The organism is Nocardia sp. NRRL S-836 (assembly GCF_001279525.1).
In the GTDB taxonomy this organism is placed as follows: Bacteria; Actinomycetota; Actinomycetes; order Mycobacteriales; family Pseudonocardiaceae; genus Lentzea.
The window spans coordinates 1-21530 of sequence record NZ_LGDY01000105.1; the positions used below are offsets into that span (position 1 = coordinate 1).

Genomic DNA, 21530 nt, shown 5'->3' on the forward strand with positions numbered 1-21530 from the left:
CTTCGAGATCGCCGTCACGGCCTGCGCCACGATCACGGGCGTGCCGAAGCCGAGCGTGAACACGGCCTCCAGCACCCACGTGATCAGCTTGCCGACGAGATCGGCGATCAGGTCGCGCACCATCTCCCGCACGAAACCGACGACCATGCCCATCACACCGACAACGGTCCCCACGGAACCCGCGGCGGAGGCGGCACCGGACAGCGCGTCGAGCTGGCCGCCGGCCGCGGCGCGGTAGGCGTCGGCGGCCGGGCCGGTCCACGCGGAGGTGGCGTCGACGGCGGACTTGTACTCGGTGGCGACCTTGCCGACCTCCTCGGCGACCTTGTTCCACGTCGCCGAGTACGACTCGATCACCGGCGGGTTGCCGGCCAGCCAGTCGAGGGCTTCCTTCAGCGGCTGCATGTGTTCCATCAGGAACGACGCCGCGGACGACAGCGCAGGGTGCCGAACGGGTCGATGGCCATCGAGGCCGCGTCGGCCGCGAGGCCGAGCATGCCGAGGCCGCCCTCGATCCAGTTGCCGTCCTTGAAGCCGTTGAACGTGTCCATCGCCGACTCGGCGATGGAGATGCCCGTGGCCCAGCCGTTGTCACCGGTTCCGGCGTTCATGAACCCCGACGGCGCGGCGTCGGGGTTGACCACCAGGGGGTTCGACATCACTTGCCTCCGGAGGTCTGCGTGACGTGCGCTGCCGTCTCGTGCGCGTCGGCACCGACTCCGAAATCACCGGCAGCCATCGGTTCCCCCCTCGGAACAACAGGATCAGGCTCAGAACGGACGCGCGGCCGGGTCTCGCGGTGGACGACGGCGTGGTCGTGAACGTTCCACAGGATGACGCAGCGGCTCCCCGCCCGGTTTCGTTCAACCGCCAAATGATCCATACGGCGCAACGGAGGTTACGTCGATCCGACCAACGAGGAAGTCAGGGCTGCCACACCAGGACGGCGAGGACCACCTCGCCGGAGGAGACCCAGTCCGAGTTCTTGACCCGCAACCACGCGACCCTGCGGTCCGAGGTGGCGAAGCAGTACTGCGTGCCCGCCAGGAGGGGGAGGATCGGGGACGGCGTGTTGTACCCGCCCGCGACGGCGTCCGTGCACCGTGCCCTCGCCTGCTGCTCGCTGCCCCGGTCGTCGGCGAAACCGCTGCCGTTGGCGTACAACAGCGCGTTCTCGGTCAGGTAGAGGTCCGTGTCGCCGGTGGCGCCGTCCGCGCGCCGGGCCGCGGTCTCGTCGCCGTCGAGGTCGACGCCGGTCCTGCCGGTCAGCCGCACCTCGCGCACCGGGGTGGAATCCGGTGGGGCACTGGTCTTCGGTGACGTCCGCACCGTCGAACCGATCGGCGGGACCGAGGCCTGCGGGTGGGCGGTGGCGACGACCTTCCACACCACGAGCCCCAGCACCAGGGTCAGCACCGCGCCGAGGACCACGCCGAGGGCCGGCAGGCTGATCGTGGTGGTGCGGGAGTTGACCGTGGTGGTGCCGACGTGGGCGTCGCCGTGGACCTGGCCCGCCCGGAAAGCGGTGTCGAGCCGGTCGGAGTGCACCTGGTTGTGCGTCACGTCCTGGTGGCGGGGATCCGGTCCGATCACGTCAGGAGGTCGGTACGGCCACCGGGTTCGTTACATCCCGAACGCGCGTGCTCACTCGCCGTCGAGGTCGAGCAGTGCCGCGAGCAGGTCCTCCGGCGTCTCCAGCTGGGGCAGGTGACCGGTGCCGGGCAGCAGGGTGAAGGTCGCCCCCGGGATCGCGGCGGCGAAAGCCTTGCCGTACGCCGAATCGGCGATGCCGTCGCTCGCGCCCCACATCACGTGGACGGGAATGCGCACCTGGCTGAGCCGCTCGGCCAGCGTCGGGTCGGACATGGCAGGCCCGGTGTAGCTCAGCAGGGCCAGCACGTCCGGGCTCGGGCCGGTGCCGGTGGCCGGTGGTTGCGGGGCCTTGGCCGGGTCGTGCCACGACAGCTTCTGCAGTTCCGGCAGTGAAAGGCCGCGGACGTCGGTGATCGGATGTCCGGCGACCTCGATGCCGACCGCGTCGACAATCACCGCGCTGCTGACCCGCGGGCTGTTCAGCAGCGCGATCTCGGCGGCCAGCCAGCCGCCGAAGGAGTTGCCGAGCACGGTGACGCCGGTGAGGTCGAGCTGGTCGAGCAGGGCCACGTAGGTGCGGGCCAGGTCGGTGACGGTGGCGAGCTCGTCGGGTTTCGGGGTGCCGGAGAAACCGGGGTGGGTGGGCAGCAGCACGCGCGAGCGGGTGCGTCCGGCGAGCAGGTCGGCGAAACCGGCCATCGTCGGCACGCCACCGCCGCCGTGCAGGAGCAGGAACGTCCGGGTGCGGTCGTGCTCCCGCACGGTCAGTTCGACGGAGCCGGTCTTGATCATGACGGTCACGGTGTGCTCCAGGAGTACTCGACGGGTATATAAGGAACCTTATATCAGCTTCCTTACCTAAGCAACCTGACCTCACTGCGGTAGGCTGACCGCCATGCCGCACCACCCCGCCGACGTCGCCCTGGCCGTCAAACGCCTGCAACACCGCCACCACCGAGCGCTGAGCAAGGCGCTGGCCCCGCTCGGGCTCTCGCTGGTGCAGTGGGACACGTTGCGGCACCTGCACCGCAACCCCGATGCGTCGCTGCACGACCTCGCGGTGCTGACGTTCCAGACCGACCAGTCCTTCGGGTCGCTGGCCACGCGGATGGCCGAGCGTGGGCTCATCGAACGGGCGCCGGGGCCGGGGCGTGCGGTGCGGCACCGGCTCACCGAGGAGGGAAGCCGGCTGCGTGCGGCCGGGCAGGAGCTCGTGGACGAGGTCGTGGGGATCTCGTTCCAGCACCTCTCGGCGGCCCAGCTCGACCAGCTCGGTGAGCTGCTGGACATCGCGCTCGGTGCCGACCCGGCCGGGTGAGCACTACCAGGGGATGACGCCCTCGTCGTCGAAGAAGCCGCCGCGCGGGCCGTCGTCGGGCAGGGTGGCGAGCCGGATCGCGATCGCCGCGCCCTGCTCGGGCGTGCGCGGCGCGGCGTGGCCGGTGAAGTCGGTCGCGACGTAGCCGGGGCAGGCGGCGTTCACGATGACGTTCGTGCCGGCGAGCTCACGGGCGTACTGCGCGGTGATGCTGTTGAGCATCGACTTCGACGGCGCGTACGCGGCGAGCTGGGGGCCGGTCTGGAGGGTCAGCGAGCCCATGTTGCTCGACATGTTGACGATGCGCGGCGACTCCGCGCGGCGCAGCAGCGGGAGCATCGCGTTCGTCACGCGCACGACGCCGAACACGTTGGTGTCCAGCACGGTCCGCACGACGTCGAGGTCCAATGTGGACGGGATCTGCGCGCCGCCGTCCACCCGGCCGCCGATGCCCGCGTTGTTGACCAGCACGTCGAGTCGTCCCGTGGTCTGCTCGATGGTCTTGGCCGCCGTGGCCGCGCTGTCGTCGGAGGTGACGTCGAGTGCGACCCCGAACGCGTCGATGCCGTTGGCGCGCAACCGTTCTACGGCTTCCTCACGCCGGGTGGTGTCACGTGCGCCCACCGCGATCGTGAAGCCGATGGCCCCGAGGCCCTGCGCGATGGCGTAGCCGATTCCCTTGTTCGCGCCGGTGACCAGCGCGGTCTTCTTGTTCACGTCAGCCATGGTCGGCCGCGTTCGCGCCCGTGTCCAAGATCGGTTCAGTACGCGGTGATACTGCACGGGTATCAGGGAGTAGGCTGGACGGGTGCACGATCTCGAAACCCGCGAGCTCCGGTATTTCCTTGCCGTCGCGGAAGAACTGCACTTCGGCCGCGCCGCCGACCGGCTCGGGATCGCCCAGCCGCCGCTGTCCCGCGCGATCCGGCAGCTGGAGCACCGGCTCGGCGTCCGGCTCCTCGACCGTGACCGGCGCGGGGTGGCGCTCACCGAACCCGGTCGGGTTCTGTTGCGTGAAGCCAAGATCGCTCTCGACGCGGTCGCGGCCGCCGCACGCCGCACCCGGCAGGCGGGGGACCGGCAACGGCCGCTCGTGCTCGTGACCAAGGCCGGCGCGTCCCACGAACTGCTGCGGCGGCTGCTGGACGCCGTCGCGCGCGAACCTGGCGCACCCGCCGTCGAGGTGCTGCTGTGCGAGGTCGGCGAGCAGGCCGGGCTGTTGCGCGACGGGAGCGCGGACGTGGCGATCATGCACCGCCCCTACGACGACCTCGCCGGGTTCGACACCGAGGACCTCGCCGTCGAGGGCCAGGTCGCCATCCTGCCCGCCACGCACCCGCTCGCCGCACGCGACGAGCTCGTGCTCGCCGACGTCAGCGACGTACCGGACCTGCCGATCGCCCGCTGGCCCCGGCTCGACGGGTCCTATCCGGACGGACCGGGTCCCGAGGTGCGCACGCAGTCGAAGCTCGCGCAGCTCGTGGCGCTGGGCAGGACGCTGCTCGTCATCCCCGCGTCCAGCCGGGCCTGGCAGTGGCCGGAGCACGTCGCGGTGCCGGTGGTCGACGCGCCGGACGTCACGACGGTGCTCGCGTGGCAGCCGGGCAACCGGTCCCCGGCCGTCGCGTCGTTCGTCCGCACGGCGGCGGGGCTGCGGTCAGGTTCGTGAGCGGGCCCCGGCGGGCGAGTGGTGCTGTGCCGGGAACACGGTGCCCAGCACGTAGGTGACGATGGCGGCGGGGTCAGGCGCCGGTGCGACGGTCTGGCGCAGCGCGAGGCCGATGCCGAGCGCGCCGAGCATGACGACGGCCTGGTGCAGCGGCAGCGCGGGCGTCAGGCCCAGCCGCCGGGAGTGCTCGGTGAGCAGGGCGACGACCGCGTCGTCGTGGCGTTGCTGGACGGCGGCGACCAGGCTCGCGACCTCGGGTTGCTGCGCCGTCGCGGCGAGCACCTCCGCGGCCGCCGCGCTCCACCGCGCGGCGTCCTCGTCGGCCGGGCTCACGCCCGCCAGGACGGCGATCAGGCCGTCGCGAGTGGTGGCGGTGCCGAGCGCGGCGCCCAGTGCCGCCAGGTGGGTGTCCGCGTCGGCCTCGACGATCGCCAGCCACAGCCCTTCCTTGCCACCGAAGTGCTTGTAGACCGCGCCGCGGGTGTAGCCGGCGTCGGCCGCGATCTCCTCCACGGTCGCCGCGAGGAAACCGCGCCGCAGGAACACCTGCCGTCCCGCCGCCAGCAGGTGGTCGTGGGTGCGCCGCTGCTGCTCGGCGCGTGTCAGCCGGGTCATCGGCCCGTCCATTCAGTAACAGAACGTTTCTGGGTGCACAACGTTACTGTACGGTCGGTCGCATGGAGCTACTGGCCTCCGTGGCCGCGTTTCTCAGCCTGCCGCTCTTCCTGGCCGGGTTCGTCTGGTATGCCCTCAGGGCCCGCCGCAGCGGCAGCGGCCAGTCGCTCATGGGACCGTTCGAGGAGATCTGGGACCCGATCGCGCACCGCACGAACATCGAGGTCCGGGCCGAGGACGAACGGCAGGCCGAGGCCCCCGCGCCCGGCGACCCGGTCGTGCTGCCACGCCGCCGCCGCCGACCGCGGTCCTGAGCGGAGACGAGCCGGTGCGCAGGGCCACGCGCACCGGGCAAGGGTGGCTCCCGCAGTACCTGTAACGCCAGGATCTCCCGGCCGTCCGGAACGCCTGCCAGCCTCGTTCCAGGCGCCCTGAACGAAAGCGCCGACAAACCACTCCACGGACAAGCGGGCTGCACCCGCGTCAGTCCAGTTCAGAAGTGCGGAGACCAATGGCGGACAGCCGATTCACCAGCCACCCGGGCCTTTTCGACCTGAGTGGGAAGTACGCCCTCGTCACCGGTGGCACCAGGGGCATCGGGATGATGATCGCGCGCGGCCTCCTCCAGGCGGGCGCCCGTGTCGTCATCAGCTCACGCACGGCGGACGCGTGCGCCGAGGCACAGCGCCTGCTGTCCGAGTTCGGCGACGTCCGGGCGATCCCCGCCGACCTGTCCAGGCACGACGAGTGCCGGCGCCTCGCCGACCTCGTCCAGGCCGACTCGGACCGCCTGGACGTCCTCGTCAACAACGCGGGAGCGATGTGGCGCGAGCCCCTGGAGACGTTCCCGGACGAGGCCTGGGACACCGTGCTCGACCTCAACCTCAAGTCGCCGTTCTGGCTGGTGCAGGCGCTGCTGCCGGCACTGCGCAGGGCGGGCACCGCCGATGACCCGGCGCGGGTCATCAACATCGGCAGCATCGCCGCGATCCACGTCGCCGCCTCGCCCAACTACTCCTACGCGGGCAGCAAAGCGGCACTCCACCAGCTCACCCGAGTGCTCGCGAGAGAACTGGGCCCGGAGCACATCACGGTGAACGCGGTGGCACCGGGACCGTTCCCGTCGCAGATGATGGCGGCCACGCTCGACGCCATCGGCGACACGATCGCGGCGAAGGCCCCTCTGCGCCGGCTCGGCCGCGACGACGACATGGCGGGCACCGCCGTGTTCCTCGCCAGCCGGGCCGGTTCCTACCTCACGGGTGCGGTCATCCCGGTGGACGGCGGCATCGCCACGACCGCGTCAGGCACCTGAGCGTCGAGGCCTGGTCGCGAACGGCTCCGTCGGGGGTACTGGCAGTGCCTCCCTCCGCCTGCGGACCGGGCCTAGGGTGAAGGCGTGACCAAGCTCGATCTGCGCACCGAGATCAAGGAGTTCCTGAGCTCACGTCGTGCGCGGATCACGCCCGAGCAGGCCGGACTGCCCGTCTACGGCGGCAACCGCCGGGTCAAGGGCCTGCGCCGCGAAGAGGTGGCCCTGCTCGCGGGCGTGTCGGTCGACTACTACGTGCGCATGGAGCGCGGCAGCCTCGCCGGAGCCTCCGACGGGGTGCTGGACGCGCTGGCGTCCGCCCTGCAACTGGACGAGGCCGAGCGCGATCACCTGTTCCACCTCGCGCGGCAGTCCGGGGCGCCCGGCGGTCCACGCCGCCGGCGCCCCGCCGTGACGGTGCGCCCGGCGCTTCAGCAGGTGCTCGACGCCATCACTGATGCGCCGGCGTGGATCTGCAACGGCCGTTATGACGTCCTGGCCGTGAACCCACTCGTCCGCGCGCTGTACTCACCGGTGTTCGCCGACCCGCGACGGCCGGCGAACACCGCGCGGTTCGTGTACCTGGAACCCGAGGCGGCGAGGACGTTCTTCGTCGACTACGACCGGATCGTCTGCGACGTGGCCGCGAAGCTGCGCATGGAAGCCGGCCGCAACCCGCACGACGAGGAGCTGATCGCCCTGGTCGGTGAGCTGTCGACCCGCAGTGAGCTGTTCCGGCAGCGGTGGGCGTCCCGGGACGTCCGGCTCCACCGGTCCGGCCGCAAGCGGCTGCACCACCCCGTGGTGGGCCGGCTCGACCTGGACGTCGAGTCGATGGACCTGCCCGCCGACCCCGGCCTGCTCCTCAACGTCTACACCGCTGCCGCGGACACGCCGGCCGCGGACGGTCTGGCCCTGCTGGCGTCGTGGGCGGCGGGACGGGACAGGCCGGCGACCGAGGTCCAAGCACTCCGCTGACGTTCGGACCCCTCGGGGCTGGACGGGGCTGCCACGCATTGGTCAGAGAATTCTCGGGTTCGGCGGAAACCTTTCCGCGAGCAGCGGCAACTTCCGGGCAGATCTGAATCAGGTGCCGGCCGCCCCCACGATCCGCAGCTCAGCGCCGGTTCCTGCGATCATGGCGTCATCGTCAACACGCGGGAGCCGGGATGTCCGTCAGCAGCATCGAGACCACCATCCGCACCCTCGACGGCCTCCACCTGCGCGGAACACTCGTCACGCCGGACATGCCCACCGACCACGCCATCGTGCTGGTCCACGGCGGTGGCGTCACCCGCGACGAAGGCGGCTTCTTCACCAGGCTGGCAACCGGTCTCGCCGAGGCGGGCGTGGCCGCACTCCGCTACGACCTCCGGGGCCACGGCGAGAGCGACGGGCCACAGCAGGACACCACGCTGGCGGGCCACCTCAACGACGTTTCCGTGGCGCTGCAACACATCCGTGAGACAACCGGTGCCACGCGGGCCAGCCTGCTCGGGACCAGTTTCGGCGGTGGCCTCGCCGCCTACTACGCCGGGACGCGGCCGGCCGAGCTGGACCGCCTCGTGCTGCTCAACCCCCAGCTCGACTACAGGAACCGCTACATCGAGCAGAAGCCGTACTGGGATGGCGACCGCCTGAACGACGAAATGGCCGCGCAGCTCGCCGAACAGGGCTTCATCGCGCACTCGCCCACGGTCAAGCACGGCCGTGCATTTCTCAACGAGGTGTTCTGGATTCGGCCGCTCGACGTGCTGGACAGGATCACCGCGCCGACGCTGCTCGTCCACGGAACACGTGACACGTTCGTTCCGGTGGAGGTGTCGAGGCGGGCAGACCGGCAACTCCGCGGGGAGCACCGGTTGGTGGAAGTCGAGGGGGCGCAGCACGGCTTCGCCGTGCACGACGACCCGGCGTACGCCGATCCACAAAGCCAGGCCTGGCAAGGGTCAGTCATCAAGACGGTGTGCGACTGGGTTGCTGTCTGAGCCAGCGCATCGGCCAGGACACCACGTCCCACCCCCGCGTCACCCATTTGGCGAGGTCAGGAGGTGCGTATCCTGGTGCTGGCTCTCGGTTTCACCGGTAGCGGGAGGTGGATGGGCTCCATGACCAGCGACCAAAGCCTTGGCCTGCGTGTCAAGCGCGCCCGCAAGCGCCGCCAGCTCACCCAGGAGCAGCTGGCGGAGAAGGCCGAGGTCAGCGTTGACCTGGTGCGCAAGCTGGAACAGGAGATCCGGCACACGGCCAGCATGAGTTCGTTGACCCGCATCGCCCGTGCGCTGGACGTCGACGTGCCGCAGCTCCTGGGGCAGACCAGCACCATCGAGCCGATGGTCGACGAGGAGTCCGTCGGCATTCTGGCCATCCGCGATGAGCTGACCTCGCTGTCCTACTTCCCAGGGCTGGCGGACGAAGAGGTCTTCAACGACGAGCCGCCCTCGGTCGATGGACTCCGCCTGGCCCTCGCCCACGCGGAGTCCATCCGCCAGCACGGTTCGTTCGCGCAGCTCGGCGTCATGCTGCCCGGTCTCATGGCCGAGGCGCGCGCAGCGGTGCGTGAGCTGGACGGTGACGACCAGGTGACCGCCTACGGACTGCTGTCCGAGGTCATCCAGATCGCCTCGACGATGTTGACCGCACTCGGCAAGCCGGACATCGGCTACATCGGCCTCATCCGTGCCCAGGAAGCCGCGGAGCGCTCCGGTGACGAGCTGTTGCAGGCGATGAACGTCTCGGCCCTGTCATGGGTGTTCTTCAAGCAGGGACGACTGGCCGACGCCGAAACGGCCGCGTTGCGCAAGGCCGAACAGCTCAGGCCGGACTTCCTGCGCGACTCGGCGGAGCGGCTGGCGGTGTGGGGGATCTTGATGCTCCGGGCAGGCAGCGCGGCTGTGCGCAACAAGCAGGTCGAACGCTCGGAAGAGCACATGAGCCTGGCCCGCGCGGCTGCGGCACGGGTCGGCAGCGACCACAACATCTACGCCACACCGTTCGGGCCGACCAACGCCGCCATCGCGGCCGTGAACGCGGCGGTGGAGAGCGAACGCTTCGAGTACGCGCTGGAGCTGGCCAAGTCGGTGCCCGCCAACGGTTGGGTGTCGCCCACGTTCCGTGCGAGGCACCTGCTCGACCTGGCCATAGCGCACAGCGAGCTCGACCAGGACGAAGCCGCTACCGCACAGCTCCTCGCGGCGGAACGCATCGCGCCGGAATGGATGCGCTACCACACCCTCAGCCGCCAGACGGTGCACGAGCTGGCCGAGCGCGCGCGCCGCAAGCAGACGCCGCTCCTGCGGCTGGCCGATCGGCTGGACATCGACCTGTAGCAACGTCTGCGCAAGGACACGCTGTACCAGCGGACGGCGAAGCGTTGGTGGAGTAGGGCACCCCGTCCTAGGGCATTTGCTCGTTCGCGCGCGCTCTGAATCGCTGTCACTTCTGACCTGCTCGGAAGGCCGTCATATTCGTGCATAGGCGCCTGGGCGCCTCTCATCGACGGCAACCTGAGGAAGCGACTGCGTGATACCTGCATTCACCGCGACGAACGGGCCGGCACCTGGTCGTGTGCGGGAGAACCACATCATCGCCCCGTACATCACCGCGTGGAGCGCCGAGCAGCAGATCCCCTCGCGCGTGGTGGAGCGTCCCGGTCACGGCGTCGGCTACGGGGACGAGCTCGTCGGCGACCGGGACGCACGCGGCGTGTTGTGGCAGCGGCCGGCCCTGCGCCACGGCGTGGGCAAGCCGGAGTTCGGCAGGGTGCATCCGCTCAGGCAACGGCGCGCCATGCGCAAGCTCCTGTGCCAGGTCTGCGCTGGGCCCGCCGACCGGAACGACGACGGCGTGCTGTGGCTGCTGCGGGACTACCGGGGCGACTGGCCGGACTGGCCCGACGGCATGGCCTGCACCGAGCCGCCTGTCTGCGTGCGGTGCGTTGTCCTCTCCCTGCGGTTGTGCCCGGCACTCAGGCGGGGAGCCGCGGCTTTCCGCGTCCGTCGGTTCGAGGTCGCCGGAGTCCGTGGAACGCTCTACCGCAAGGGCGTGTCCGGGCCTGTCGCGGTCGAGGGGTCGAACTTCGCCTACGACGACCCGGACACCCGCTGGGTGGTCGCCTCGGCTTTGGTCCGCGAACTCCGCGGCTGCACGGTCGTCCCGCTGACGGAACTCGCTGAACAGCACGACGCAGCCCCACGGCGGTGACCTCCGCGGAGTAGGTTCACCACGACCCCAACCAGCCTGTGGCACCCTTTGCCGATCATGCCGGTCGGACGTAGCGTGCGCACGGTGGTTACGGGAGGTGACATGGCTGGGGCCGGGAGCTCGCCGTTCCGTCTGCGTGTCCTCGACGCGGTCACGGACGGGGCGCTCAAGGAGCTCGACCTCGACCACCTCCTGGCGGTGCTGCTGGAACGGGTCCGTGAGCTGCTCGCGGTCGACACCGCCACCGTCCTGCTCGTGGACCGCAGCGGCACGCTGCTGGTGGCGAGGGCCACCGCCGGTCTGGAGGAGGAGGTCTTCCAGGGGGTGCGGGTGCCGGTCGGCAAGGGGTTCGCGGGGCGGGTGGCGGAGTCGCGGGCGCCGTTGCAGCTCGAACAGGTCGACGAGTCCACCGTGGTCAACCCGTTGCTGTGGGAGCACGGGCTGGAGGTGCTGCTCGGGGTGCCCATGATCGCCGAGGGGGAGCTGACCGGGGTTTTGCACGTCGGCAGCACCACGGCGCGCTGGTTCACCGAGGAGGAGATCGAGGCGTTGCAGCTGGTCGCGGACCGGCTGGCGGTGGCGGTGTACGTGGACCGCACGCGGTCCGAACGGGCCGCGGCCGCGATGTTGCAGGAGAGTCTGCTGCCCTCGCAGCTGCCGAGCACGGCGGGGTGGGAGCTGGCGGCCCGGTACGTCCCCGGCGCGGAGAGCGGCGTCGGCGGGGACTGGTACGACGTGTTCGACCTGCCCGGCGGGCGGATGGGGGTGGTGATCGGGGACGTCGTCGGCAACGGGTTGCGGGCCGCCGTCGTCATGGGGCGGTTGCGCAGCGCGTTGCGCGCGTATGCGCTCGAACACGCCGATCCCGCTGTCGTGCTCGACATGCTCGACCGCAAGGCCAACCACTTCGAGCACGACACCATGGCCACCGTCGCCTACGCGGTCGTCGACACGGCGGGTCACCGCATGACCCTCGCCGTGGCCGGGCACCTGCCGCCGGTGCTCGCGGTGCCCGGTGAGGCGGCCCGGTTCGCCGATGTCCGCGTCGACCCGCCGGTCGGATTCAACCTCGCCAGCAGCGGGCGCAGGAGCACCACCGTCGAGCTGCCGCCGGGGGCGCTGGTCGTGCTCTACACCGACGGTCTCGTGGAACGCCGCGGGCAGGACCTCGACGCCGGGCTGGAACGGCTGCGCGGCGCGGTCACGCCGATGGAACCGGAGGCGGTGTGCATCCAGGTCATGGCCGCGCTGGTCGGGGACCAGCCGGCCACCGACGACGTCGCGCTGGTGGCGATCCGGCACGGGCAGCCGGGCGACCGGCACGACGGCTGAGGCCGGCACGCCAAGTAGGTTGGCGTGGTGAGCATCTTCGAGATCCCCGTTTCCACGCTCTCCGGAGCGCCCGACGCCCTCGGTCCGCTGAAGGGCGAGGTGCTGCTCGTCGTCAACGTCGCGTCGAGGTGCGGGCTGACGCCGCAGTACGCGGGCCTGGAGCGGCTGCAGGGCAAGTACGCCGACCGCGGGTTCAGCGTGGTGGGCTTCCCGTGCAACCAGTTCGGCGGCCAGGAGCCCGGCACGTCCGAGGAGATCGCGACGTTCTGCTCGGCCACGTACGGCGTGTCGTTCCCGATGTGCGAGAAGGTCGACGTGAACGGCGCCGGCCGCCACCCCGTCTACGAGGCGCTGACCGGGCACGCCGACGCCGACGGCCAGGCCGGTGACGTGCAGTGGAACTTCGAGAAGTTCCTCGTGTCCGGTGACGGCGAGGTGCTCGCCCGGTTCCGGCCGGCCACCGAGCCCGAGGCCGAGGTGGTCACCTCGGCCATCGAGTCGGCGCTCGACCGGCGTCAGGCCTGACCCAACGCGGCCACCACGAGGTCACGGTCGCCGGTCCACCACCGGAGCACCGGTCTTCGCCACGACCTCCTCCGCCGAGACCCCCGGAGCCGGCTCCACGAGGTGGAACGCCCCGTCGGCGACGTCGAGCACGGCCAGGTCGGTGATCACGCGGGCCACGACCCGGCGCCCGGTCAGCGGCAGCGAGCACGACTCGACCAGCTTCGGCTCGCCGGTGCGCGTGGTGTGCTCCATCAGGACGATCACGCGCCCGGCGCCGCTGACGAGGTCCATGGCGCCGCCCATGCCCTTCACCATCGCGCCGGGCACCATCCAGTTCGCGAGGTCGCCGTGCGCGGAGACCTGCATGCCGCCCAGCACGGCGGTGTCGATGTGGCCGCCGCGGATCATCGCGAAGCTGGTGGGGGAGTCGAAGAACGACGCGCCCGGCAGCACGCTCACGGTCTGCTTGCCCGCGTTGATCAGGTCGGGGTCGACCTCGTCGTCGTAGGGGAACGGGCCGACGCCGAGGATGCCGTTCTCGGCGTGCAGCGTCACGGTCGAGTCGGGCGGCAGGTGGCCGGGGATCAGGGTGGGCAGGCCGATGCCGAGGTTGACGTACTCGCCGTCGCGCAGTTCGAGCGCGGCGCGGGCGGCCATCTCGTCGCGGGTCCAGGCCATGTCAGTCCGCCTCCCGGACGCGGGTGGTGCGCTTCTCGATGTCCTTGCGCGCGGCCTGCTCCGGCGTGAGCGCGACGACGTTCTGCACGAACACGCCCGGCAGGTGCACGTGGTCGGGGTCGATCTCACCGGTGTCGACGACCCGTTCGGCCTCGACCACCGTGAACCGGCCCGCCATCGCGACGGCGGGGTTGAAGTTGCGCGCGGCGGCGTGGAAGACGCAGTTGCCCGCGCGGTCGGCGACCGCGGCCCGCACCAGCGCCACGTCGGTCACGATCGACTCCTCCAGCACCATCTCCCTGCCGTGGAACGTCCTGACCTCCTTCGGCGGCGAGACGACCGCGACCGTGCCGTCGGGGTGGTAGCGCCACGGCAGCCCGCCCTCGGACACCAGCGTGCCGACACCGGTCGGGGTGTAGAACGCGCCGACGCCGGAACCGCCCGCCCGCAACCGTTCCGCGAGTGTCCCCTGTGGAGTGAGCTCGACCGTCAGCTCGCCGGAGAGGTACTGCCGGGCGAACTCCTTGTTCTCGCCGACGTAGGACGCGATCACGCGGCTGATCCGGCGGTGGTCGAGCAGCAGCCCGAGACCGGCGCCGTCCACGCCGCAGTTGTTGGACACGATCGTGAGGTCGTCGGCGCCCTGCTCCAGCAACGCCTCGATCAGGAACCACGGGATGCCCGCGAGTCCGAAGCCGCCGACCGCGATGCTCGCGCCGGACCGGACCCCCGCGACCGCCTCGGCCGGGCTCGCGACCACCTTGTCCAGGCTCACGACCGCACCGCCTCGAACACCGCGGCGAGCCCCTGTCCGCCGCCGATGCACATCGTCTCCAGGCCGTAGCGGCTGTCGCGGCGCCGCATCTCGTGGGCGAGCGTGGCGAGGATGCGCGCACCGGTGGCACCGACGGGGTGGCCGAGCGAGATGCCGGACCCGTTGGGGTTGAGCCGCTCGTCGGCCGGGTCGATCTTCCACTCGCGCAGGCAGGCCAGCACCTGCGCGGCGAACGCCTCGTTGAGCTCGATGACGTCCAGGTCGTCGAGGGTGAGCCCGGCGCGGTCGAGCGCGGCGGCCGCGGCCGGCACCGGGCCGATGCCCATGACCTCGGGGCCCACTCCGGCCACGGCCCACGACCGCAGCCGCAGCAGGGGCCGCAGCCCGCGCCGCTCCGCTTCGGCGAGGGTGGTGACCACGCACAGCGCGGCGCCGTCGTTCTGCCCGCTGGCGTTGCCCGCGGTGACGGTCGACTCCGGGTCGATCTTCACGCGCACCGGCCGCAACGCCGCCAGGTCCTCGATCGTCGTCTCGGGCCGGGGGTGCTCGTCGCGGTCGACGACAACGTCACCCTTGCGGCCCGGCACGGTCACCGGCACGAGCTCGTCGGCGAACCGGCCGGCCTCCTGCGCCGCGCCCCACCGCTGCTGGGAGCGCACCGCGAGCTCGTCCTGCTCCTCGCGGGAGATGCCGTACTCGCGCCGCAGGTTCTCCGCGGTCTCCAGCATGCCGCCGGGCACCGGGTGGAACCGGCCGCCCGCCGTCTCCCGTGCCCGCACCAACCGGTCCATCAGCTCGATGTTGCCGCCCCGCACGCCGGTGCGCAGCCCGAGCGCGTAGTGCTCCACCTGCGACATCGACTCGGCGCCACCGGCGACCACGACCCGTGCCGCACCGGTCGCGACCTGCCCGGCCGCGTAGAGCACGGCCTGCAACCCGGACCCGCACCGGCGGTCGACCTGCGCACCGGGCACGCCCACGCCCAGGCCCGCGTCGAGCGCGGCGATCCGGCCGATCGCGGGCGACTCGCCGTTGGGGTAGCACTGCCCGAGGACGACGTCGTCCACGTCGCCCTCGCCCAGCCCGGTGCGGCGGAGGAGCTCCTTCAGCACGGTGGCGGCCAGGTCGGTGGCACCCAGCGGGGCCAGCGCACCGCCGAACCGCCCGACCGGGGTCCGGACGGGCTCGCAGATCACGACGTCGGTCATGCCCCGACGCTAGGTCCTCAGGCTGATATCTGGAAATACTCATTTCACGACCATTGAGACTCTGCGAGTATCAATGGGTGGAACTCCGCCATCTGCGCTACTTCGTCTCGGTCGCCGAGGAACGCCACTTCGGCCGTGCCGCGGAACGCCTGCACATGGCGCAACCGCCGCTGTCCCAGCAGATCCAGCAGCTGGAGGCCGAGCTCGGGGTCACCCTGCTGCACCGCACCACCCGCAGGGTCGAGCTCACCCGCGCCGGCACCGTCTACCTGGAGCGCGCACGGGCCGTGCTCGCCGCCGTGGACGACGCCGGAGCCGAGGCCCGCCGGGTGGCCGCCGGTCTGGAGGGCCGCCTGGTGGTCGGCTGCGTCGGGTCGGCCACCTACAGCCTGCTGCCCGCTCTCGCCCGCACCCTGCGCGAGGAGCTGCCGGAGGTCGACTTCGCCTTCCGCGGCGAGATGCTGGCGCCCGACCAGGTCGAGGCCCTGCTCGCCCGCCGGATCGACCTCGCGCTGCTGCGGCCGCCGGTCGAGCACCCGTCCGTGCGGCTGAGCACGGTGCGCCGCGACCGGCTCATCGTCGCGCTGCCGCAGGACCACCGGCTCGCCCGGCGCCGCCGGTTGAGGATCGCGGACCTGCGGGAGGAGGACCTCGTCGTGCACGCCTCCCGCGGCCGTTCGGTGATGCACGACGTGGTGTCGCGGCTGTGCCGTGCGGCCGGGTTCGAACCGCGGGTCCGGCACGAGGTCGAGGAGACCTCGACGCTGGTCACGTTCGTGGCCTCCGGACTCGGCGTGGCGGTGGTGCCCGAACCGGTGGCGGAGCTCGGCGTGACCGGGACGGTCTACCGCCCGCTGACCGGCGACCACCGCATCGACCTCGCGGCCGCCGTGCGCGCGGACGACGACTCACCCGTTCTCACGCGGGCGCTCGCGGTGCTCGACGAGCTGACGCGGCAGCGCTGAACCGGACCGTCACGTTCTCCGCCCGGCGGACGATCCAGGAGGTGTAGGCCCCTGGGAGGAAGGTCAGCTCGATGACTCAGACCGGTGCGGACGCGCACGTGCTCGGCGAGGACAGCGCACCGGCGGTCGGTGAGGTCGAGTGGATCTCCGCCCACGCCGACCCGGTCGTCCGCAACCTGCAGATCACCCACTGCTACCACCGGCTGTCGCGGGCACTGGCCGCGCGCACCGGCGGGGCCGCGAACTGGTGCACCTTCGCGGTGTGGGCGTCCAGGCAGGTGGGGCAGTCCATCCGGCAGGAGGACCTCGCGCGCACGGTCGAGCGGCTGCTCAGGTCCTCGCCCGAGGTGGCCGCCGGGGTCGACCTCGTGGTGCGCGGGCTGCGGCGGGGTGTTCCGCAGGAGGTGCTGGAGCACGCCCACGGGGTGGTGCGGCAGGCCGTGCTGGCGACCGCGCGGCTCGACGACGTCAGCGCCGCCGCGGCACGGGGCAACCTCAAGGTCTTCGAGGAGGTCGCACGGGAGTTCGCCCGGTTCCTCGCCGCGTTCACCGGCGGTGCGGACGAGCCGATCGGGGAGTTCCGCGACTCGCTGCGGCCCGGTGAGCCGCCGGAGGGGCAGCGCTACCTCCGCCAGGCCTTCGGCCGCTACCACCGGGCGATGACCACCGGCGACGCCAAGCAGCGCGCGGAACTGTTGCTGCTGGCCAACATCGAGGTCGGCCTGCACGAGCAGACCCGGCTGCAGCCGGAGATCGCCGCCGCGATGCAGGCGCCCGTGGTCCACCCCCGCGAGCTCGAACAGCGGCTGTTCGACCTGCTGCTGCCCGGCAACGCGGTGGTCCGCTGGCTGCGCAAGGCGTTGCTGTTCGTGCTCGGCCGGCGCACCGCCGTGCGCATCGCCACCGAACAGCTCGCCGACCAGGCACGTGCGGTGGTCCGGCGTGCGGTGACCCGGCACCTGATGACGCTGGCGCTGCCCGGTGGCGAGGTGCTCGACCTGAGCGACGACCTGCCCGCCACGTTCCCGCCGCTGCTCACCGAGCTGGCCGACCCGGACCTGCTGGCGTTGCTGGCCCAGGTCGACCCGACGCCCGACAGCGTGCGCGACACCGCCGCGCGGGACTGGGCCGACCTGCCGGACCGGATGCACTACATCGCCGACATGTTCCGCTGCCACGCCGTGCGCGCCGACCTGCTCGGCCCGCCGTTCACCGCCGAGCAGGTCGAGGAGCTGACCGCCGGTCGGCGCCCCACCGGCCCGCTCTGACCATCGGGTGCGCGGTCAGTCGGCCCGGCGCACCGCCGACGGCATGGTGAACGAGATGGTCTCGGTCGCGGTGGTGTGCGTCGACACGCTGACGGCACCCCGCTCCCGCAGTGCGGCAACCACCTCGTCGACCAGCTCCGGCGGAGCCGATGCACCGGCCGACACCCCCACCGCGGACACGCCCTCCAGCCACGCCGGGTCGATCTCCGACGCGTCGTCGATCAGGTACGCCGGCGTGCCACCGCGGGCCGCCAGCTCGACCATGCGCACCGAGTTGGACGAGTTCTTCGACCCCACCACCAGGACCAGGTCGGACCGCGCCGCCACGTCGCGGATCGCGATCTGCCGGTTCGTGGTGGCGTAGCAGATGTCGTCGGAACCGGGCCCGCGCAGCTGCGGGAACTTGCGCCGCAACGCTTCCACCACCTCGGCGGTCTCGTCCACGGCCAGTGTCGTCTGCGTCAGGTAGGACACCGGCCCGGTGACCTCCAGCGCCTCGACGTCCGCGGCGGTCTCCACGAGCACCATCCGCTCGGGCGCTTCTCCCAGCGTGCCGTCCACTTCCTCATGACCCGCGTGTCCGATGAGGACGATCGTGTCGCCGCGGTCGGCGAACCGCCGTGCCTCCGCGTGCACCTTGGCCACCAGCGGGCAGGTCGCGTCGATCACCTCCAGCGAGCGGTCACCGGCCTCCTCGCGCACGGCGGGGGAGACGCCGTGCGCGGAGAAGACCGCGGTGGCACCGGGCGGTACCTCGGAGAGCTCCTCCACGAACACGGCGCCACGGGCTTCCAGCGACCGCACGACGTGGATGTTGTGCACGATCTGCTTGCGCACGTAGATGGGGCCGCCGCGCTGGTCGAGCAGTCGTTCCACGATCTCGATGGCGCGTTCCACCCCGGCGCAGAACGACCTGGGCGATGCGAGCAGCACCGAGCGTGGCGGGTGGTCCGTCATCAGGGGGCCTTCCGACTGGGGTGGGTTCGGTGGTGACCAGGCCTCAGGAGCCGGGCACCTTCGCCTTCGGCAGCGCGCGCAGGGTGGCCTGCGCCTTGAGCAGCATCTCGTCGTACTCGGCGGCGGGGTCGGAGTCGAGCACGATGGCGCCGCCCGCCCCGATGGTCAGCTCGCCGTCGTGGCTCACCGCGGTGCGGATGGTGATGCTGAGGTCGGCCGTTCCGTTGCGCGACAGGAAACCGATCGCCCCGGAGTAGACGCCGCGCGCCTCGGTCTCCAGCGCGTCGATGATCTCCATGGTGCGCAGCTTCGGCGCCCCCGTCATGGAACCGCCGGGGAAGCACGCCCGCACCGCGTCCACCGCGGACGTGCCGGCGCGCAGCGTGCCGGTGACCGTGGAGACCAGCTGGTGCACGGTCGCGAAGGACTCGGTCGCCATCAACGATGGCACGGTGACGCTGCCGACCTCGCAGACGCTCCCGAGGTCGTTGCGCAGCAGGTCCACGATCATCAGGTTCTCCGCGCGGGTCTTGGGGTCCATCTGCAACGAGCGCCGCCGCTCGTCGTCGGTGCGCGGGTCGGGGTGGCGGGGCGCGGTGCCCTTGATCGGCTTGGTCTCCACCGTGCGGGCGGCGTCGACCTTGAGGAACCGCTCCGGCGAGGAGCTGAGCACCGTGACGTCGCCCAACCGCAGAAAAGCCCCGTACGGAGCCGGGTTGAGCCGCCGGAGGCGTTGGTAGTACGCGAAGTCGTCGGCCGGTGCGGGCAGGCGGAGCGTGTTGGTCAGGCAGATCTCGTAGCTCACGCCCTCGCGCAGCAGCCGGTCGCACTCGGCGATGTCGGCGAGGTACTGCGCCCGTGACCGGACCAGCAGGCCGGTCACCTCGTGGTGTTCGGCCCGCGGTGCGGCGGCGGTGTCCGGTGCCGCGGTGGGCAGGTCGGCCAGCACGCGGACGGTCGTGCCGGTCCACTCCTTGGCCGCGGCCAGGTCCTGTTGCTCGCACACGGCGACGACGTAGGTGCGGTTCTCGGCGTGGTCGACGGCGATGAAGCGGTCGGCCTGCACCCACACGGCGTCCGGGGTGCCGGACCGGTGGACGCGGCGGGCACCGCAGTCGGCTTTCAGCTCGTACCCGAAGTAGCCGACGTAGCCGCCGGCGAGGTCGAACGGCAGCTCCTCGGTGCCGTCGACCACGCGGCCGGTGCGGCGGTCGAGGGCCTCGAAGATGGTGCCGCTCTCGAACCGCGCAGTGCCGCCCGCGGGTGCCACGACGACGTGCCCGTCCTCCACCCGGTAGGTGAGCAGCTCGGCGCCCGGCGCGTCCGCGGCGCCCAGGAACGAGAAGCGGGCCAGTCCCGGTTCGACGTGCGCGCTGTCGAGCCAGAACGACCGCCGGCTCGCGCCGAACAGGGTCTGGAAGGCAGCCTCGGTGCCGACGGCCTTGTCCAGCATCCGGATGTGCGCCCGCAGCGGCGCACCCCGGCCGTGCACAGTGGACCGTGCGGTGCTGTTGACCGCGTGGCTGGGCCCACTGACGGACCGGCGTGCACCCGAGGCCAGGGCCAGGTCGCGGAAGTTCGCCACGAGCCGGGCGCCGTGCTCCGTGCAGATCGACTCGGGGTGGAACTGCACGCCCCACCACGGACGCTCGCGGTGCGCCAGGCCCATCACGACGCCGTCCTCGGCCCGCGCGGTGACCTCCAGGTGCGCGGGAACGGGCTCGGCGATGCTCAGCGAGTGGTACCGCACGGCGGTGAAGTCCTGCGGCAGCCCCGCGAAGAGCCCGTCGCCGGTGTGCCGCACCGTGGTCAGGTGCCCGTGCCGCGGCTGCGGGGCGGGCGTGATCCGCGCGTCCGCCAGCAGCCCCATGCCCTGGTGGCCCAGGCACACGCCCAGCACCGGCAACCCGCTGTGCTCCAGCACGTCGCGGGACCGGCCGAAGTCGCGGGCGACGGCCGGATGGCCGGGCCCCGGCGAGATGACCGCGGCGTCGAAGCCGTCGAGGCCGAGGTGCTCCCAGTCCGCGGCGTCGTTCCGCACGACCACGGGCGCGACGCCGTACACCTGCGCCAGCAGCTGGTACAGGTTGTAGGTGTAGGAGTCGTAGTTGTCGACGAGCAGCACGCGCATCGGTTTCATCACCAGCTTCGGTGGGCGCCTGGGGGTGGTCGTTTCTGCCGGGCTCAGGTCCCGAGGAGGTCGTGGCTGATCCCCAGGTCGTCGAGCAGCAGCTGCAACGGTCCGTTGTCCCGCTTCGGCACCGGCCGTGCCGCCGCCCACTCGCGCAGCTGGTCCACGCCGATCTCGAAACCGCCTTGCGCCGCAACGGTCACCCACGGCTCCAGGTCGGCGGAGCGGAACGCGGTCAGGCCGCTGACGAGCGCCTCGCGGAACATCGTCTGCTGCGCGCTGTCCAGGCTCCGGTAGAGCGAGCCGCACAGCTCGCGGAACACCACCGCGTGGCCGCTCTCGTCCCGCCGGTGCAGGTCGGTGGTGATGCGGTTCATCGGCTGGATGTCCTGGGCCGTCGACAGCGTCGAGAGGAACCCGCTGATCGTCGTCTCCGCGGCCAGCGAGAACGCGATGTCGACGATGTCGCGGTCGAAGCCGGACAGCCCGGTGCGCGCCGCGGCCAGTCCCCGCACCACCGACCAGACGTCCGGTGCGAACCGCACGTCCGCCATGTCCCTGCGTCGCCGCGTGACGCCGACGGCGTTGTGGCACATGAGGATGTGGTAGTGCTCGTCGAGCATCGTCTGGTGCAGCGCCTCGACAGCGGCGTCATCCCGGCGGACGGGGATGTTGCCGTGCAGCATCAGCGAGCAGGCCGGCAGGATGATCTCGTCCTCGATGGCGGCCGTCTTGGCGTTGTAGGCGATCCACGCCGCGGACAGGATCCGCTCGCGGGCGTCTCGGTCGAGCCGTTCGGCGCCGGGCAGGGCGAGCACCGGCACGAGGTGTTCCGGGAAGTCCGGCAGGCGCGCGTCGAAGTGCCCGTCCAGGTCGAGCTCGTCCTTCTTGACGGCCACCCGCCTGGCCCAGCGGCGGTTCAGCTGCACCAGCAGGTCGCGCTCGTAGTCGGCCTCTTCACGGGTCGGGGTGCCGGGCATCGGAAAACCTCCTTCAGTC

The 21530-nt window shown here is 71.6% G+C and carries 24 protein-coding genes; 12 read left to right on the top strand and 12 right to left on the bottom strand.

Features of this window, described 5'->3' with window-relative positions; all coding sequences use genetic code 11:
* From ADL03_RS48610 to ADL03_RS23460, 4 genes are all read right to left on the bottom strand, one after another.
* Positions 1–405: PPE domain-containing protein (locus ADL03_RS48610; RefSeq protein WP_197288585.1), on the bottom strand; the 405-nt coding region annotated here is incomplete at its 3' end.
* Between the two features lie 8 nt (positions 406–413).
* Entirely contained in the window at positions 414–659 is a 246-nt protein-coding gene (locus ADL03_RS48615) for a hypothetical protein (protein ID WP_053735687.1), read from the bottom strand.
* Between the two features lie 265 nt (positions 660–924).
* Positions 925–1593 (bottom strand): hypothetical protein, encoded by a 669-nt coding sequence (locus tag ADL03_RS23455; RefSeq protein WP_053735688.1) that lies wholly within the window; start codon positions 1591–1593, stop codon positions 925–927.
* Positions 1594–1644: 51 nt separating this feature from the next.
* Positions 1645–2385 carry an alpha/beta fold hydrolase gene (locus ADL03_RS23460; protein WP_053735758.1) on the bottom strand — a complete coding sequence of 247 codons (741 nt, stop codon included), beginning with the start codon at positions 2383–2385 and terminating at the stop codon, positions 1645–1647.
* Positions 2386–2488: 103 nt separating this feature from the next.
* Between ADL03_RS23460 and ADL03_RS23465 the strand changes: the two genes are divergently transcribed.
* Positions 2489–2911 (top strand): MarR family winged helix-turn-helix transcriptional regulator, encoded by a 423-nt coding sequence (locus ADL03_RS23465; protein ID WP_053735689.1) that lies wholly within the window; start codon positions 2489–2491, stop codon positions 2909–2911.
* Positions 2912–2914: 3 nt separating this feature from the next.
* Here the strand turns inward: ADL03_RS23465 and ADL03_RS23470 are convergent, their stop codons facing one another.
* Complete coding sequence (locus ADL03_RS23470) at positions 2915–3637, bottom strand: SDR family oxidoreductase (protein ID WP_053735690.1); 723 nt, start codon at positions 3635–3637, stop codon at positions 2915–2917.
* Positions 3638–3719: 82 nt separating this feature from the next.
* Between ADL03_RS23470 and ADL03_RS23475 the strand changes: the two genes are divergently transcribed.
* On the top strand, positions 3720–4580 hold the full coding sequence (locus ADL03_RS23475; protein WP_053735691.1) for a LysR family transcriptional regulator: 861 nt from the start codon (positions 3720–3722) through the stop codon (positions 4578–4580).
* On the opposite strand, the gene ADL03_RS23480 is transcribed toward ADL03_RS23475, so the two are convergent.
* Positions 4569–5195: a TetR/AcrR family transcriptional regulator gene (locus tag ADL03_RS23480; RefSeq protein ID WP_053735759.1), complete on the bottom strand. Its 627-nt coding sequence runs from the start codon at positions 5193–5195 to the stop codon at positions 4569–4571. The two genes, ADL03_RS23475 and ADL03_RS23480, sit on opposite strands and share 12 nt — an antisense overlap.
* A gap of 62 nt (positions 5196–5257) precedes the next feature.
* On the opposite strand from ADL03_RS23480, the gene ADL03_RS23485 reads away from it, so the two are divergent.
* From ADL03_RS23485 to ADL03_RS23520, 8 genes are all read left to right on the top strand, one after another.
* Positions 5258–5509, top strand: a complete 252-nt coding sequence (locus tag ADL03_RS23485) for a hypothetical protein (RefSeq protein ID WP_053735692.1) — start codon at positions 5258–5260, stop codon at positions 5507–5509.
* Positions 5510–5706: 197 nt separating this feature from the next.
* Positions 5707–6510, top strand: a complete 804-nt coding sequence (locus ADL03_RS23490) for an SDR family oxidoreductase (protein WP_053735693.1) — start codon at positions 5707–5709, stop codon at positions 6508–6510.
* 84 nt (positions 6511–6594) lie between these two features.
* On the top strand, positions 6595–7485 hold the full coding sequence (locus ADL03_RS23495; protein ID WP_053735694.1) for a helix-turn-helix transcriptional regulator: 891 nt from the start codon (positions 6595–6597) through the stop codon (positions 7483–7485).
* A gap of 191 nt (positions 7486–7676) precedes the next feature.
* The gene (locus tag ADL03_RS23500; RefSeq protein ID WP_053735695.1) at positions 7677–8495 is read left to right on the top strand and encodes an alpha/beta hydrolase; all 819 of its coding nucleotides are present in this window, start codon (positions 7677–7679) and stop codon (positions 8493–8495) included.
* 120 nt (positions 8496–8615) lie between these two features.
* The gene (locus tag ADL03_RS23505) at positions 8616–9836 is read left to right on the top strand and encodes a helix-turn-helix domain-containing protein (protein WP_053735696.1); all 1221 of its coding nucleotides are present in this window, start codon (positions 8616–8618) and stop codon (positions 9834–9836) included.
* A gap of 238 nt (positions 9837–10074) precedes the next feature.
* Complete coding sequence (locus ADL03_RS23510; protein WP_053735697.1) at positions 10075–10710, top strand: hypothetical protein; 636 nt, start codon at positions 10075–10077, stop codon at positions 10708–10710.
* A 102-nt stretch (positions 10711–10812) separates the two neighbouring features.
* Positions 10813–12042 carry a PP2C family protein-serine/threonine phosphatase gene (locus ADL03_RS23515; protein ID WP_053735698.1) on the top strand — a complete coding sequence of 410 codons (1230 nt, stop codon included), beginning with the start codon at positions 10813–10815 and terminating at the stop codon, positions 12040–12042.
* A gap of 27 nt (positions 12043–12069) precedes the next feature.
* Complete coding sequence (locus ADL03_RS23520; protein WP_053735760.1) at positions 12070–12567, top strand: glutathione peroxidase; 498 nt, start codon at positions 12070–12072, stop codon at positions 12565–12567.
* A 21-nt stretch (positions 12568–12588) separates the two neighbouring features.
* Here the strand turns inward: ADL03_RS23520 and ADL03_RS23525 are convergent, their stop codons facing one another.
* The 3 genes from ADL03_RS23525 to ADL03_RS23535 are packed head-to-tail and all read right to left on the bottom strand — an operon-like array spanning position 12589 to position 15210.
* The gene (locus tag ADL03_RS23525) at positions 12589–13227 is read right to left on the bottom strand and encodes a CoA transferase subunit B (protein ID WP_053735699.1); all 639 of its coding nucleotides are present in this window, start codon (positions 13225–13227) and stop codon (positions 12589–12591) included.
* A 1-nt stretch (position 13228) separates the two neighbouring features.
* A complete protein-coding gene (locus ADL03_RS23530) occupies positions 13229–14002 on the bottom strand; it encodes a CoA transferase subunit A (RefSeq protein WP_053735700.1) in 774 nt (257 codons plus the stop codon).
* Positions 13999–15210 (bottom strand): acetyl-CoA C-acetyltransferase, encoded by a 1212-nt coding sequence (locus ADL03_RS23535; RefSeq protein WP_053735701.1) that lies wholly within the window; start codon positions 15208–15210, stop codon positions 13999–14001. Before ADL03_RS23535 ends, ADL03_RS23530 begins: the two co-directional genes overlap by 4 nt.
* Before the next feature lie 77 nt (positions 15211–15287).
* Here ADL03_RS23535 and ADL03_RS23540 point away from each other — a divergent pair, with 77 nt between their 5' ends.
* Both ADL03_RS23540 and ADL03_RS23545 read left to right on the top strand, forming a co-directional pair.
* Complete coding sequence (locus tag ADL03_RS23540) at positions 15288–16175, top strand: LysR substrate-binding domain-containing protein (protein WP_053735702.1); 888 nt, start codon at positions 15288–15290, stop codon at positions 16173–16175.
* A gap of 71 nt (positions 16176–16246) precedes the next feature.
* A complete protein-coding gene (locus ADL03_RS23545) occupies positions 16247–17443 on the top strand; it encodes a hypothetical protein (RefSeq protein WP_053735703.1) in 1197 nt (398 codons plus the stop codon).
* A 15-nt stretch (positions 17444–17458) separates the two neighbouring features.
* Here the strand turns inward: ADL03_RS23545 and ADL03_RS23550 are convergent, their stop codons facing one another.
* From ADL03_RS23550 to ADL03_RS23560, 3 genes are read right to left on the bottom strand one after another with little or no spacing between them, the layout of a single operon-like run.
* Positions 17459–18400 (bottom strand): 4-hydroxy-3-methylbut-2-enyl diphosphate reductase, encoded by a 942-nt coding sequence (locus tag ADL03_RS23550; protein WP_053735704.1) that lies wholly within the window; start codon positions 18398–18400, stop codon positions 17459–17461.
* 43 nt (positions 18401–18443) lie between these two features.
* Positions 18444–20540: an aminodeoxychorismate synthase component I gene (gene pabB / locus ADL03_RS23555; RefSeq protein ID WP_369809007.1), complete on the bottom strand. Its 2097-nt coding sequence runs from the start codon at positions 20538–20540 to the stop codon at positions 18444–18446.
* Positions 20541–20584: 44 nt separating this feature from the next.
* On the bottom strand, positions 20585–21511 hold the full coding sequence (locus ADL03_RS23560) for a diiron oxygenase (protein WP_053735706.1): 927 nt from the start codon (positions 21509–21511) through the stop codon (positions 20585–20587).
* Between the last annotated feature and the right edge of the window lie 19 nt (positions 21512–21530).

Excerpts from the sequence above, each read along its gene's own strand:
- ADL03_RS23485 (WP_053735692.1), top strand. The coding sequence starts at position 5,258 with ATGGAGCTACTGGCCTCCGTGGCCGCGTTTCTCAGCCTGCCGCTCTTC.
- ADL03_RS23560 (WP_053735706.1), bottom strand. The coding sequence starts at position 21,511 with ATGCCCGGCACCCCGACCCGTGAAGAGGCCGACTACGAGCGCGACCTG.
- ADL03_RS23500 (WP_053735695.1), top strand. The coding sequence starts at position 7,677 with ATGTCCGTCAGCAGCATCGAGACCACCATCCGCACCCTCGACGGCCTC.
- ADL03_RS23480 (WP_053735759.1), bottom strand. The coding sequence starts at position 5,195 with ATGACCCGGCTGACACGCGCCGAGCAGCAGCGGCGCACCCACGACCAC.
- ADL03_RS23465 (WP_053735689.1), top strand. The coding sequence starts at position 2,489 with ATGCCGCACCACCCCGCCGACGTCGCCCTGGCCGTCAAACGCCTGCAA.
- ADL03_RS23470 (WP_053735690.1), bottom strand. The coding sequence starts at position 3,637 with ATGGCTGACGTGAACAAGAAGACCGCGCTGGTCACCGGCGCGAACAAG.
- ADL03_RS23490 (WP_053735693.1), top strand. The coding sequence starts at position 5,707 with ATGGCGGACAGCCGATTCACCAGCCACCCGGGCCTTTTCGACCTGAGT.
- ADL03_RS48615 (WP_053735687.1), bottom strand. The coding sequence starts at position 659 with ATGTCGAACCCCCTGGTGGTCAACCCCGACGCCGCGCCGTCGGGGTTC.
- ADL03_RS23505 (WP_053735696.1), top strand. The coding sequence starts at position 8,616 with ATGACCAGCGACCAAAGCCTTGGCCTGCGTGTCAAGCGCGCCCGCAAG.
- ADL03_RS23460 (WP_053735758.1), bottom strand. The coding sequence starts at position 2,385 with ATGATCAAGACCGGCTCCGTCGAACTGACCGTGCGGGAGCACGACCGC.
- ADL03_RS23525 (WP_053735699.1), bottom strand. The coding sequence starts at position 13,227 with ATGGCCTGGACCCGCGACGAGATGGCCGCCCGCGCCGCGCTCGAACTG.
- ADL03_RS23545 (WP_053735703.1), top strand. The coding sequence starts at position 16,247 with ATGACTCAGACCGGTGCGGACGCGCACGTGCTCGGCGAGGACAGCGCA.
- pabB (WP_369809007.1), bottom strand. The coding sequence starts at position 20,540 with ATGAAACCGATGCGCGTGCTGCTCGTCGACAACTACGACTCCTACACC.
- ADL03_RS23550 (WP_053735704.1), bottom strand. The coding sequence starts at position 18,400 with ATGACGGACCACCCGCCACGCTCGGTGCTGCTCGCATCGCCCAGGTCG.
- ADL03_RS23535 (WP_053735701.1), bottom strand. The coding sequence starts at position 15,210 with ATGACCGACGTCGTGATCTGCGAGCCCGTCCGGACCCCGGTCGGGCGG.
- ADL03_RS23515 (WP_053735698.1), top strand. The coding sequence starts at position 10,813 with ATGGCTGGGGCCGGGAGCTCGCCGTTCCGTCTGCGTGTCCTCGACGCG.